Below are 12,789 nucleotides of genomic sequence, written 5' to 3'. Positions count from 1 at the left end.
GCATACTCGTCCAGCTCCGAGAGCAGGCCGTCCACATCGTCACGGTCGAGCGTCAGGTCCTCGGCGAAGTGCCGATCGCCGGTGGCGTCGGGCACATACTTCACACAGACAACGATCCTCAAGCTCACGCCGGCTCTCCTTGCGGTTTCTGGACGTCTGCGCTGCCGAACCGGAGCACCCGAGTAAGCGTATGGCACTCAGTACCCTCCGTAAAGACACTCAGTACCACTCTCGCTGGTTCTGGTGCTAGGTTGCCTCCATGACGGACGTACGCGACGAGGGCAGGGCAACCGCGGCGGCCAGCGGGCCTCTGTCGCCCGAACGAGCGCCCATGCGCGAAGCGCTCATCGATGCCGCGTTCCAGCTCTTCTTGGAGCATGGCTTCGAGCGGACCACCGTGGACGACATCGTGGCGCGGGCCGGAGTGGGGCGCCGATCGTTCTTCCGCTACTTCCCGTCCAAGGAAGACGTCGTCTTCCCCGAACATGAGCGCTGCCTGACCGAGATGAGCGCCTTCCTCGCGTCGAGCGGCGACGGCGAGCCGCTCGACGTGGTCTGTGACGCGGCCCGTCTCGTCATGCAAATGTACGCGGCGAGCCCCGAGTTCTCCGTGCAGCGCTATCGGCTCACACGCGAAGTACCCAGCCTGCGCGGCTATGAGTTGTCCGTGGTGCACCGCTACGAGCGGACCCTGGCCCACTACCTCCGGCAACGCTACGCGGGCGCCCCGGACGGAGCGCTTCGGGCGGAAGTACAGGCCGCAGCCGTCGTCGCCGCGCACAACAACGGACTGCGGACCTGGCTGCGAGACGGGGGCCAAGGCGACGCCGCGAAGGCAGTGGACCAGTCGCTGGCATTCGTCCGGCAGACGTGGGGCAGCGCCGACGAGTCCACCCAGGGCCACGCCGCGCCCACACCGGAGGACGACGTGATCGTCATGGTTGCGCCGCGGAACGCTCCCATCTGGCGCGTGGTACAGAAGATCGAAAAGACGCTGGGGGAGGACTAGCCGCCAGGCGTGGCACTCAGCACCTTGACCGAGGGTACTCAGTACCCTAACGTCACCACGGGTCGGGTGCGTGCCCCTCCCCTGTAAAGGACTCGCCTTGCAAACTGTCTCCCGTCTCGGTGTCGTCGGCTGCGGCCTGATGGATTCCGGCATCGCCGAGGTCGCCGCCCGCCAGGGCCTGGACGTACTGGTGGCCGAGGCCACCCCTGGCACCGTTGATGCCGGCCGCCGCCGCCTCACCGCCTCCTTGGACCGTGGGTTGCGACGCGGAAAGCTCACCGAGGAAGAACGCGACCGTGCCCTGGCCTGCCTGAAATTCACCTGCCACCTCGGCGATCTCGCCGACCGTCAGTTCGTCATAGAGGCCGTCGCCGAACAGCGGGATCTGAAGACCACCGTCATGGAGACCCTCGACAAGGAGGTCATCGACCCTCAGGCGATCCTCGCCACCAACACCTCCTCCTTCCCCATAGTCGACCTCGCAGCCGCCACCACCACTTTTTCAACCCGGTCCCGGTACAGCCGCTGGTGGAGCTGATCCCGGCCCTGACCACCGCCCCGGAAACACTGGAGCGCGCCAGGGACTTCGCCACCCAACGGCTGGGCAAACAGACGATCCAGGCCCCCGACCGCTCAGGCTTCGTGGTCAACGCGCTGCTGGTGCCCTATCTGCTGGCCGCCGTCCGCATGGTGGAGACCGGGGGCGCCCGCCCGGAGGACCTCAAGGAACCCCTGTACGCGCCGCCCGCCCTGCTGCGCCGCATGGTCGCCGCCGGACGCTTGGGCCGCAAGAGCGGCAGCGGCTTCTACACCTACTGAAGCACGGCCCACGGCCCAGGCCCCGCCCGTCGCATCGCCACCGCGACGACGACCACCAGCATCATGTCGATGAGATCGCTCTTGCTGTAACCAAGGTGCGCGGCGTCGGTCGCCAGATCACGGACGCGGTCCAGCAGTGCCCCGCCCTCGCCGGAAGTCCTCGCAGGACCGCGTTGGCGTTCGCCCCCAGTGTCCGGGAGAGATCCCGCGCAGGAGGCACCCGGCCGCCCGGCGGTTTGGGACCGGAACGGCGGGGCACCCCGCCCCTGGCCTCCAGAGGGCCGGACACCAGCGCTTACGCTGGCCGGGTCGCTCGTCGAGTCGACCCCGTATGTCCGTGATTGCGACAGGAGTGCACGATGGCCACCTCCACCGATGTGGAGACCCCTCCGGAGAACCATGCCGGTGGCCGCCTGCGGTCCTGGCTGCTCGAGGGCCTGACCGACATGGCCAAGCGCCAGCCGGGGCCGCACGCCCAGCCCTCCGAGGAGCACCGGGGGCAGCGCTGGTGGCGGGTGATGTGCCTGACCGGCGTGGACTACTTCTCCACCCTCGGCTACCAGCCCGGTATCGCCGCCCTGGCCGCCGGGCTGCTCTCCCCCGTGGCCACCCTCGTCCTGGTGGCCGTGACGCTGGCCGGGGCGCTGCCGGTGTACCGGCGGGTGGCGAAGGAGAGCCCGCACGGCGAGGGGTCGATCGCGATGCTGGAGCGGCTGCTGTCGTTCTGGCAGGGCAAGCTCTTCGTACTGACCCTGCTCGGCTTCGCCGCTACGGACTTCCTGATCACGATCACCCTCTCGGCGGCCGACGCCTCCACCCACCTGGTGGAGAATCCGCACTTCACCAGCGTCCTGCACGGCCATGAGGTCGCCATCACCATGGGCCTGGTCGCCCTGCTGGGAGCGGTCTTCCTCAAGGGCTTCATGGAGGCCATCGGGGTGGCCGTTGCTCTGGTGGGCGTCTATCTGGCGCTGAACGTGGTCGTGGTGGTCGTCGGGCTGTGGCATGTGGCCACCGCCTCCCACGTCGTCACCGACTGGTCGCAGGCGCTGACCGAACAGCACAGCAACCCGCTGGTCATGGTCGGTCTGGCACTGGTGGTGTTCCCCAAGCTCGCCCTCGGCCTGTCCGGGTTCGAGACCGGCGTGGCGGTCATGCCCCACGTCGAGGGTGACCCCGATGACACCGAGGAGCGGCCCACCGGGCGGATCCGGGACACCCGGAAGCTGCTGACCACCGCCGCGGTGATCATGAGTGGCTTCCTGATCTGCACGAGCTTCATCACCACCCTGCTGATCCCACAGGACGAGTTCAAGGTCGGCGGCGACGCCAACGGGCGTGCCCTGGCCTATCTCGCCCACCACTACCTGGGGTCGGTCTTCGGCACCGTCTACGATGCCGCGACCATCGGCATCCTGTGGTTCGCGGGCGCCTCGGCGATGGCCGGGCTGCTCAACCTGATGCCGCGCTATCTGCCCCGCTACGGCATGGCGCCGCACTGGGCCCGCGCGGTCCGTCCCATGGTGCTGGTCTTCACCCTGATCGCCTTCCTGGTCACCTGGATCTTCAACGCCGACGTGGACGCCCAGGGCGGCGCGTACGCCACCGGGGTGCTGGTCCTGATGACCTCCGCCGCCGTCGCCGTCACCATCGCCGCCCGCCGCGCCCGCCAGCGGGGCTGGACCATCGCGTTCGGCATCATCTCCGTGGTCTTCATCTACACGACCGCCGTCAACGTCGTCGAACGCCCCGACGGCGTGAAGATCGGTGCCTGCTTCATCGCGGGCATCATCCTGGTGTCCCTGCTGTCCCGGCTCGCCCGCGCCTTCGAGCTGCGGGTCACCGACATGGAGCTGGACGCCATGGCCGAGCGCTTCGTCCGGGACACCGCCACCCGCCGCATACGGTTCATCGCCAACGAGCCGGACAATCGGGACGCGGCCGAGTACCGCGACAAGATCCAGCAGATCCGCAGCGACAACGACGTCCCGGCGGAAGAGGACCTGATCTTCGTCGAGGTCACCGTCCGCGACCCGTCCGACTTCGAATCCGCGGTGCGGGTGCGGGGCGAGGTGCTGCACGGCCGCTACCGCGTCCTGACCCTCGACGGCTCCAGCATCCCCAACTCGCTGGCCGCCCTGCTGCTGCACGTACGGGACGAGACCGGGTGCAGGCCGCACATCTACTTCGAGTGGACCGAGGGCAGCCCCTTCGCCCAGTTCCTGCGGTTCTTCCTGTTCGGACAGGGCGAGGTCGCACCCGTCACCCGGGAAGTCCTCCGCGAGGCCGAACCCGACCGGGCCCGTCGGCCCCATGTCCACGTCGGTTGAGCGCCAAGGGGTCCGTCACGACCGGGCCTCCTGTCACAGGGAAGACTCCACGGACGGCATGGACAGGTCGTCGTCCTGGAACCCGCCCCCACTCCCCCGGCACACGGCCAGGCCCGGCACGCCGCCGCCAGGTGCCCCGGCACGGCCATCACGGTGCGTGACCGCGCTTGGAGCACGGGCCCGGCGGAGGTACGGGGCCTCCACCGGGCCCCGTTCAGCCCTCCCGGTGCCGGATCGCCGGGGCAGGATGAGACAGCGTGCTGGCGGCGGTCGGCGAGAGCCCGTCCAGCACCAGCGTCACATAGCGCCGCCACCCGCTCTCACCGGGCTCCATGGTCCACAACACGCTCATGAGCATGACCATGATCCGGCGCACATCCTCCGGCACGAGATCGTCGCGGATCACCCCCGCCCGCTGGCCGCGCCGGACAAGGGGGTCCAGAGCATCGAAGAACCGGTCGCCGACCTCGGCCGCCAGCACGCCCGCGTTCCGGGCAGCGGTCAGCACGTTGTAGTCACTCACCGCGGAGGACAGGGCGGCCTCCATCACCACGGCCAGACCGTGACGCGGATCCTCGTCCTCCAGGGCCCGCCCGACCGCGGGCACCACCCGCTCCGCGAACTGCTGGTCCAGCACCGCACGCAGCAGGACCCCCTTGTCGGGGAACCGGCGAAAGAGTGTCGCGATCCCTACGCCGGCCCGCCGCGCGACCTCCTCCAGATGAGCGTCCGGCCCCCGCTCCGCGTAGACCTCACGGGCGGCCCGGACGATCTTCTCGAAGTTGCGCGCGGCATCGGCACGCAACGGTCTGGAGGCTTCTGTAGGCACGCCCTCACCCTAACAATTGATAGTCGACTCCCGGTTCGAGTTGACACCCCTCCCGCCACGAACCGATAGTTGACTACCGATTACCTATCGGTGTGCCACGCCGTCCGGTGCCGAAGCAGGCCCGGCCCCCCGCGCGGGCACTCCGTCCGCGAACCGCGCCCCTTCTCCGAACCCGAGGAACCCCGTGATGTCTCATTTACCCACGACCCATCGGCCTGGTGGAGTGGTCGCGACTCTCGCGATCGCCGGCGTCACCGCGGCGGTGATGCAGACCCTCGTCACGCCGCTGCTCGCCGACCTGCCCAAGATCCTTCACACCTCCGCCTCGAACGCGACCTGGGTCGTCACCGCCACCCTCCTCGTCGCCGGGGTCTGCGTCCCGATCAGCGGACGTCTCGGGGACATGATCGGCAAGCGGCGCATGCTGCTGGCCTGTTCCGTACCCCTCATCGTCGGATCGATCGTCTGCGCGCTCTCGGACGGCGTCACCCCGATGATCATCGGCCGCGGCCTTCAGGGCATCGGCATGGGCATGATCCCCCTCGGGATCGCGCTGCTGCGCGATGTCGTCCCGGCCGACAGGCTCAGCTCCTCCATCGCCCTCGTCAGCGCCTCGATGGGAATCGGCGGCGGCATCGGCCTGCCACTGGCCGCGGCCGTCGCACAGTACGCCGACTGGCGCCTGCTGTTCTGGGGCGCCGCCGCCCTGGCCGCCGTCGTCGGCGTCATGATCCTCACCCTCGTCCCCGACACCCCCGCCGCCACCAAGGGACAACGCTTCGACATCGTCGGAGCCCTGGGCCTGGCCGTCGGCCTCGTGTCGCTGCTGCTCGCCGTATCCAAGGGCGCCGACTGGGGCTGGAGTTCGGTCACCACCCTCGCGCTCTTCGCCACCGCTGCCGTGACGCTGACCGCCTGGGGCCTGTTCGAGTGGCGCACCCGCGAGCCCCTGGTCGACCTGCGCACCACGGCACGCCCCCGGGTCCTGCTCACCAACGTCGCATCGCTCTTCGTCGGCTTCGGCATGTACGCGAGCATGCTGGTCATTCCGCAGCTCCTTCAGTTCCCCGAAGCCACCGGCTACGGCCTGGGCCAGTCCATGCTCGCCGCCGGACTGTGGATGCTGCCCGGCGGCCTGATGATGATGGCCGTCTCGCCCCTCGGCGCGAAGCTCACCACCGCCCGCAGCCCCAAGGTCACCCTCATCAGCGGCGCCCTCGTCCTGGCCGCCGGTTACCTCGCGTCCCTCCTCCTGGCCGGGACCACGTGGGGCCTCATGATCGCCATGATGGTCATGAACAGCGGTGTCGCCCTCGCCTACGGAGCCATGCCCGCCCTCATCATGAGCGCCGTTCCCCTCAGCGAAACGGGCGCGGCCAACGGCTTCAACGCCCTCATGCGCTCTCTCGGCACGTCCGTCGGCGCCGCCGTCGTCGGCGCCGTGCTCGCCCAGATGACGACCACCGTCGGCGGGTACACCTTCACCTCCGAGAACGGCTTCCGCACCGCCCTCATCATCGGCTGCGTACTCGCCCTCACGGCCGCCGCCATAGCCGCCCTGATCCCCAACTCCCCCACAGCGCACACCCCGCAGGCGACGGATGCCGAACCGGCGTCGGTCACCCTTCGTCCCTAGGCAGTGGTGCCGGGTCTACTCGCCGTTGAACGCGACCTCCGCCCTCGGCGACGAGGACGCCCGGCGGGCCGCCGCACGTCCCGACGTCCTGCTCTCCCACCTGCGGCAGTTCCTCGGCTGATCGGAACCGTGTCGGCCCGCCGGTGGTCAGGTGCCCTTTGCTGCCGCGGACCAGTTCGGCGCGGGTGTGCCGGAGGCCGGCGCGGTGCCGTCCGGATCGTCGGCGACGGTCCGGACGGCACCTGCCGCGCTGTCCGAAGCTCGCGCAGCCGCTGCCCGGACCCCAGCTCCCCGGCCAGGATGGCCCGCCACAGCCCGCCGACGAGGGCGACCGCCGGATGGCCACGCGGAACGGCGAACCCGGGTGAGCAGGTGGTGCCCGGCGTCGGAATCTTTCGAATGTGGCTGTGCCGGTCGACAACGGACACCTGGCGAACCGACGCTAAGGGGCATGGATCACGCACACTTCCCCGCCCCGTCCACCACAGGAGCGGGCATGGCGGGCGCGAGACCCGGCGAGCTCGCGCTCTGGTACCCCCGGCCGGCCTCCGCGTGGCTGGAGGCGCTGCCCATCGGCAACGGGCGGCTCGGCGCCATGGTCTTCGGCGGCGCCGACAGCGAGCTGCTCCAGCTCAACGAGGACACGGTGTGGGCGGGCGGCCCCTACGAACCCGCCGACCCCAAGGCCCTGGCCAGTCTCCCCGAGATCCGCAGGCGGGTCTTCGCCGGGGAGTGGGACGCCGCCCAGTCCCTGATCGACTCGGACTTCCTCGGCGTCCCCAAGGGGGAGCTGATGTATCAGACGGTCGGCAATCTGCGCCTGGCCTTCCCCGCCGGGGGAGAAATCGGCGACTACCGGCGCTCGCTCGATCTCGACTCGGCCGTCGCCTCCGTCCGCTACACCCAGGGCGGGGTGACGTATCACCGTGAGGTCTTCGCCAGCCATCCCGACCAGGTGATCGTCGTGCGCCTGACCGGAAATACCGAGGGGGCGATCTCCTTCACGGCGGCCTTCGACAGCCCGCAGACCGTGGCCGCGTCGTCGCCCGACCGGAACACCGTCGCGATCGACGGAACGTCGCAGAGCCGTGAGGGCATCGCCGGGCAGGTGCGGTTCCGGGCCCTGGCCCGTGCCCGGGCCGACGGAGGGACGGTCAGCAGCGAGAACGGGACCCTCACGGTCACCGGAGCCGACTCCGTCACGTTGCTGGTCTCGATCGGCACGAGCTACACCGACTACCGGAGCGCGACCGGCGACCACGTCGCCCGCGCCGCCGCCGCGCTCGATGCCGCGTCGGCCGTGCCGTACCTCCGGCTGCGCGAACGCCATAGCGCCGACTACCGGAGCCTGTTCCGGCGGGTGGAACTCGACCTCGGTACGACGGACGCGGCTGCGCTGCCCACCGACGAACGGGTCGCGAACTTCGCCACCGCCACCGACCCGCACCTGGTCGCCCTGTACTTCCAGTACGGGCGCTACCTGCTCATCTCCTCCTCGCGGCCCGGGACCCAGCCCGCCAATCTCCAGGGCATCTGGAACGAATCGCTCAGCCCGCCCTGGGGCTCGAAGTTCACGATCAACATCAACACGCAGATGAACTACTGGCCGGCGCCCGTCACGAACCTCCTGGAATGCTGGGAACCGGTCTTCGCCATGCTCGCGGAACTGTCGGTCGCCGGGGCGAGAACCGCCGAGGCGCAGTACGGAGCCGGAGGCTGGGTCGCCCACCACAACACCGACGCGTGGCGTGGCACGGCACCGGTGGACGGCGCGTTCTGGGGCATGTGGCAGACCGGCGGAGCCTGGCTGGCGACGGCCGTCTGGGAGCGCTATCTCTTCACCGGGGACGCGGAGGCGCTGCGTCGGCACTATCCGGTGCTGCGGGGCGCGGTGCGGTTCTTCCTCGACACCCTGGTCACCGATCCGGCCAGTGGCCACCTGGTCACCTGCCCCGCGATCTCGCCGGAGAACGCCCATCACCCGGAGGTGTCCGTCTGCGCCGGGCCGACCATGGACAGCCAGATCCTGCGCGACCTCTTCGACGGCTTCCTCAAGGCCTCGGAGCTTCTCGGCGAGGACGGCGAGGACGGCGGCGACGAGGGCGACGGTGGCATGCGGGCCCGGGCGCGAGCCGTACGCGAGAAGCTGCCGCCCATGAAGATCGGGGCCCGGGGCCAGTTGCAGGAGTGGCAGGAGGACTGGGACGCGATCGCTCCCGAGCAGCACCATCGGCATGTCTCCCACCTGTACGGTCTGCACCCGGGCAACCAGATCACCGCGCGGGCCACCCCCGATCTGTTCGCGGCCGCGCGCACGACCCTGGAGCAGCGCGGCGACGCGGGCACGGGCTGGTCCCTCGCCTGGAAGATCAATTTCTGGGCGCGGCTGGAGGAGGGCGCACGCTCCCACAAACTGCTGACCGACCTGCTCACCCCCGAGCGCACCGCGCCGAACCTCTTCGATCTGCATCCGCCCTTCCAGATCGACGGCAACTTCGGTGCGACGGCAGGCATTTCGGAGTGGCTGCTGCAATCCCACGCCGGTGAGCTGTGGCTGCTTCCCGCGCTGCCTCCGTCGCTTGCGGCGGGACGGGTGCGCGGTCTGCGGGCCCGTGGTGGCTTCGAAGTCGACCTCGCCTGGGAAGGGGGCACCCTGCGATACGGCGAGCTGCGCTCCCGACGCGGCAGCCCGGCGGCCGTGCGGTCCGGGACGGACCTGAAGGTGACCGCCGAGGGCCGCCCGGTCCGGCTGCGGCGCCCGGAGCCGGACCTGATCGTGTTCGCTACGGAGGCGGGCGCGACGTATCGCCTCAGCGCGGTCGGCGAGGGGCCGTGAGGTCCGTCGGCTGGACCGGGCGTACCCATCTCCGCCCCGACCGGGAATGATGTGCGGCGTGCCTCCCGACAACACACCGACGCCCGAGCCCACGACCGACGCCACCTCCGCTCCCGAGCCCGGCGCTGCCCCCGACCCGGGGTTCCGCGTCCGGCTGGCGGTCCGCCAAAGCGACCTGGACACCAACGGCCATGTACGAGGCTCCGCCTACGTGGACTTCGCCGACCACGCCCGTTGGACCTGCGTACGGGAAGCCGGCGTCGACCTGGGGGAGATGTCACGGGCCGGGCTGGGGCCCGTGAACCTGGAGACCACCATTCGCTACCACCGTGAGCTGCGCGCCGGTGACGAGTTCGACATCACGTGCGTGTTCACGTACGGCGGAGCCGGCAAGAAGACCGGCCGCGTCACCCAGGAACTCCTGTGCACCGACGGCACGTTGGCCGCCACGGTGGAAAGTGTCATCGGCCTGCTCGATCTCAGGACACGGCGCCTCGTACCCGACCCGGCCTCTCACTGGCGCCGGCTGGCCACCGAGCCCGCCTTGCTCGGCGCCGACTAGGCTGCTCGGTGCGGGCGAGTTCGCCGACATGTTCAGCTGTACGGCGACCCCGCGGGGCCGTTCTGGCCGCGCACCCCCGAACTCGGCACCTATCTCGGCGTCGGCGACAACGGCACGTTGGTGGCGATGGCGGGCGAACGGCTCCGGCCTCCGGGATGGACCCGAGATCAGCGCCGTCTCCCTTCCTGCATGTGGCCGAGGCGAACACCGGCGCGATCGCCCTCTACGAACGGCTCGGCTTCGAGACCCGGAAGCACGTGACCTTTCGGGGGTTCCGCACTCCGTGACGCAGGCAGACCGCCGAGGTGTCGGAGCGGCCGGATAGCGTTCGTGCATGGCGATGCAACTGCTGCCCTTCGACGACTCCCTTGTCGACCGCATGATCGGGCTCGCGGACCTGCCCTGGAGCCGGCAGGCGTTCGAGGACGCCTTCGCGCGCAACGGCTGGTGTGCGGGCGAGGCCCCCGACGCGCCGGGCGTGGGTTGGGAAGAGCCCTGGTGGATCAGTGGCGAGGAGTTGGTGGACGACTGGTGGCTGTTGCTCGGGGAGGCTCCCGGATGCCGCCGGCAGCCGGAACCCACCGTGGTCTGCGACCACCCCGCCTGCCGGGCGGGCTGCTTCGTGGAGCACCCCTTCGCGTATTTCACCGATCCGAGCGACCCGGAGGAGTGGGACAACGAGTTCGGCCCCTTCCACAGCCGACGGGACGTGGCCCCCGAGGCCACGGCCGAGGACTTCGCGGCCCAATACCGACGGGTGTCCGGGATGCTCCGCGACCGGCTGGGCGACCCGCTGTCGGAAGGCGCCTGCCGGGCTCTCGGGGCCGAGGAGGAATGGGACAGGTGGCTGGTGTGGGAGCGGGGCGGCTCCTGGGTGGTGCTGCTCGTCGCCGAGGACGAGATGACCTACGGCGCGTACGACCGGGCAGGCATCCAGGTGCGCCCCCGGGCCTGACCCCGCGGGGCGAGCCGGGGCCGCTGGCTACCATGGACCCCGATCGGGACAGGTGGGTAGGCGATGGGAGGGTGGCGGGGTGAGAGACCAGGAGCGCGGCCGCCGGCGCGGTCAGGGTGAGCTGGAGGCGCAGGTGCTGGTGGCGCTGCGCGAGGCACCCGGGCCGGTGAGTACGGCGTGGGTCCAGGAGCGGCTCGGCGGGACGCTCGCCTACACCACCGTGATCACCATTCTCACCCGGTTGCTGGCCAAGGGCGCGGTGTCCCGGGAGAAGGCGGGCCGGTCGTTCGTGTGGACGCCGACGGCCGACGAGGCGGGCCTGGCGGCGTTGCGGATGCGGCGGGTGCTGGACGGGGAGAGCGACCGCGAGGCGGTGCTGGCCAGCTTCCTGACCGGCCTGCTGCCGCAGGACGAGCAGGTGTTGCGGGATCTGTTGGCGCGGGCCAGGGAAGCGGAGGAGTAGAGGATTTCATGGGAGTCTTCGTCTTCCTGCCGCTGGTGCTGCCCCTCACCGCGTGGCCGATCGCCCGCCTGGCCGAGCAGCATCTGCACCCGCGGGCGGCGACGTGGCTGCTGTCGGCGGTCGCCGGGGTGCTCGCGGTGTGCAGCACGCTGTGCCTGGGGCTGTTGATGGTGGTCGGCACCGCGCAGTTGCCCGGCAACCCGCTGCCCGACGGCTGGTCGGACCCCGAGGTGCGCGAGGCCGTCCCGTACGACGAGGTGGCGGGCAAGGTCGCCATCCCCGCCTTGTTCGCCGTGCTCGCCGCGTGCACCCGGACGGTGTGGCGCCACCAGCGCGTGCGACGCCGGGCCGAGCACGCTCTCGCGGACCTGCCCGACACGCCGGTGGCGGTGCTGCGCGACGAACTGCCGTACGCCTATGCGCTTCCGGGCAGGCGTGATCGGGTCGTGGTGACGACCGGGATGCTCGCCGGGCTCGACTCGGCCGAGCGCCGGGCGCTCTTCGCCCACGAGCGCGCGCATCTGGCCCGCCGCCACCACCGGTTCCTGCTCACCGTCCAACTCGCCGCGCGCGCGAACCCGTTCCTGCGCCCGCTGCGGACGGCGGTCACCTACACGACTGAGCGGTGGGCGGACGAGGAGGCGGCACAGGCGGTCGGCAGCCGGCGCACCGTGGCACGGGCGGTCGGCAGGTCCGCGCTGATCACCCGCGGGACGCCGGCCGCCACGCTGGCGGGTTTCGCGGCCATGGGACCGGTGCCGCGCCGGGTGGCCGCCCTGCTGGGCCCGGCCCCTGCCGGGCGCGGCTGGCCGCCCGTGTTCACGACGGTGGGCCTGGCCACGTGGGCGGCCGCTGTGGGTACCACGGCGTCGGCGCTGTCCTCGGCGAACTCGGCGGTCACGCTGTTCCTGATCCTCCAGGCGGCCACCCCGGTGTAGCCGGGTTGCTCCGTGCCACCTGGGGATGGTGCCGGACGTCAGCCACGGGACGGCGGAGTGTCCTGCGCTTCGGATGGGGCGAGGAGGTAGGACTGGAGCTGCCCGAGCAGTTCGGCGATGCCTTCCCTGTCGGCGCGGTAGCGGACCAGCTTGCCGCTGCGCGTCGACTGGAGCAGTCCGCCGCGTCGGAGGACCGCGAGGTGCTCGGAGGTGGTCGACGGGCCGAGTCCGGCACGTTCGGCGATTTCGCCGACGGTCAGTTCCTCCCCGTCGGCGAAGTGCGCGTAGAGCCGCTGACGGGTCCCGCTGGCCAGCGCCTTGAGGAAGACCTGGAGGTCGTCGCCGGGCAGGGCGATCTCGGGGCGTGTCTCCTGTTCCGCGCGGTGCTGGCGGGGCACGCGGAGCGCCCGGT

The 12,789-nt window shown here is 70.7% G+C and carries 10 protein-coding genes and 3 pseudogenes; 10 read left to right on the top strand and 3 right to left on the bottom strand.

Going from position 1 to position 12,789, the window contains the following annotated elements; all coding sequences use genetic code 11:
• Positions 1-128, bottom strand: a pseudogene (locus tag ACH4SI_RS41560) (electron transfer flavoprotein subunit beta); the annotation flags it as partial.
• Positions 129-331: 203 nt separating this feature from the next.
• On the opposite strand from ACH4SI_RS41560, the gene ACH4SI_RS41555 reads away from it, so the two are divergent.
• From ACH4SI_RS41555 to ACH4SI_RS41545, 3 genes and pseudogenes are all read left to right on the top strand, one after another.
• Positions 332-1,009 (top strand): TetR family transcriptional regulator, encoded by a 678-nt coding sequence (locus ACH4SI_RS41555; protein WP_398306091.1) that lies wholly within the window; start codon positions 332-334, stop codon positions 1,007-1,009.
• 97 nt (positions 1,010-1,106) lie between these two features.
• Positions 1,107-1,828, top strand: a pseudogene (locus tag ACH4SI_RS41550) (3-hydroxyacyl-CoA dehydrogenase NAD-binding domain-containing protein).
• 359 nt (positions 1,829-2,187) lie between these two features.
• A complete protein-coding gene (locus ACH4SI_RS41545) occupies positions 2,188-4,158 on the top strand; it encodes an amino acid transporter (protein ID WP_398306088.1) in 1,971 nt (656 codons plus the stop codon).
• A 214-nt stretch (positions 4,159-4,372) separates the two neighbouring features.
• Here the strand turns inward: ACH4SI_RS41545 and ACH4SI_RS41540 are convergent, their stop codons facing one another.
• Positions 4,373-4,987 carry a TetR/AcrR family transcriptional regulator gene (locus tag ACH4SI_RS41540; protein ID WP_398306085.1) on the bottom strand — a complete coding sequence of 205 codons (615 nt, stop codon included), beginning with the start codon at positions 4,985-4,987 and terminating at the stop codon, positions 4,373-4,375.
• A gap of 187 nt (positions 4,988-5,174) precedes the next feature.
• Between ACH4SI_RS41540 and ACH4SI_RS41535 the strand changes: the two genes are divergently transcribed.
• The 7 genes and pseudogenes from ACH4SI_RS41535 to ACH4SI_RS41505 all read left to right on the top strand — a co-directional run bounded on the left by ACH4SI_RS41535 (position 5,175) and on the right by ACH4SI_RS41505 (position 12,377).
• Entirely contained in the window at positions 5,175-6,623 is a 1,449-nt protein-coding gene (locus tag ACH4SI_RS41535) for an MFS transporter (protein WP_398306082.1), read from the top strand.
• A 451-nt stretch (positions 6,624-7,074) separates the two neighbouring features.
• On the top strand, positions 7,075-9,459 hold the full coding sequence (locus ACH4SI_RS41530; protein WP_398306080.1) for a glycosyl hydrolase family 95 catalytic domain-containing protein: 2,385 nt from the start codon (positions 7,075-7,077) through the stop codon (positions 9,457-9,459).
• Positions 9,460-9,517: 58 nt separating this feature from the next.
• A complete protein-coding gene (locus ACH4SI_RS41525) occupies positions 9,518-10,021 on the top strand; it encodes an acyl-CoA thioesterase (protein WP_398306078.1) in 504 nt (167 codons plus the stop codon).
• Between the two features lie 54 nt (positions 10,022-10,075).
• Positions 10,076-10,308, top strand: a pseudogene (locus ACH4SI_RS41520) (GNAT family N-acetyltransferase); the annotation flags it as partial.
• Between the two features lie 47 nt (positions 10,309-10,355).
• The gene (locus ACH4SI_RS41515) at positions 10,356-10,976 is read left to right on the top strand and encodes a hypothetical protein (protein WP_398306076.1); all 621 of its coding nucleotides are present in this window, start codon (positions 10,356-10,358) and stop codon (positions 10,974-10,976) included.
• 79 nt (positions 10,977-11,055) lie between these two features.
• On the top strand, positions 11,056-11,439 hold the full coding sequence (locus ACH4SI_RS41510; protein ID WP_398306073.1) for a BlaI/MecI/CopY family transcriptional regulator: 384 nt from the start codon (positions 11,056-11,058) through the stop codon (positions 11,437-11,439).
• An 8-nt stretch (positions 11,440-11,447) separates the two neighbouring features.
• On the top strand, positions 11,448-12,377 hold the full coding sequence (locus ACH4SI_RS41505; RefSeq protein ID WP_398306070.1) for a M56 family metallopeptidase: 930 nt from the start codon (positions 11,448-11,450) through the stop codon (positions 12,375-12,377).
• A gap of 38 nt (positions 12,378-12,415) precedes the next feature.
• On the opposite strand, the gene ACH4SI_RS41500 is transcribed toward ACH4SI_RS41505, so the two are convergent.
• Complete coding sequence (locus ACH4SI_RS41500) at positions 12,416-12,775, bottom strand: ArsR/SmtB family transcription factor (RefSeq protein WP_398306103.1); 360 nt, start codon at positions 12,773-12,775, stop codon at positions 12,416-12,418.
• Between the last annotated feature and the right edge of the window lie 14 nt (positions 12,776-12,789).

It is taken from the genome of Streptomyces sp. NPDC021212 (genome assembly GCF_044332925.1).
Taxonomy (GTDB): Bacteria; Actinomycetota; Actinomycetes; order Streptomycetales; family Streptomycetaceae; genus Streptomyces.
The sequence above is the reverse complement of the archived record's forward strand: the minus strand, read 5'-3'. Positions and strand labels throughout refer to the sequence as shown.

Excerpts from the sequence above, each read along its gene's own strand:
- ACH4SI_RS41555 (WP_398306091.1), top strand. The coding sequence starts at position 332 with ATGCGCGAAGCGCTCATCGATGCCGCGTTCCAGCTCTTCTTGGAGCAT.
- ACH4SI_RS41545 (WP_398306088.1), top strand. The coding sequence starts at position 2,188 with ATGGCCACCTCCACCGATGTGGAGACCCCTCCGGAGAACCATGCCGGT.
- ACH4SI_RS41535 (WP_398306082.1), top strand. The coding sequence starts at position 5,175 with ATGTCTCATTTACCCACGACCCATCGGCCTGGTGGAGTGGTCGCGACT.
- ACH4SI_RS41530 (WP_398306080.1), top strand. The coding sequence starts at position 7,075 with ATGGATCACGCACACTTCCCCGCCCCGTCCACCACAGGAGCGGGCATG.
- ACH4SI_RS41515 (WP_398306076.1), top strand. The coding sequence starts at position 10,356 with ATGGCGATGCAACTGCTGCCCTTCGACGACTCCCTTGTCGACCGCATG.
- ACH4SI_RS41505 (WP_398306070.1), top strand. The coding sequence starts at position 11,448 with ATGGGAGTCTTCGTCTTCCTGCCGCTGGTGCTGCCCCTCACCGCGTGG.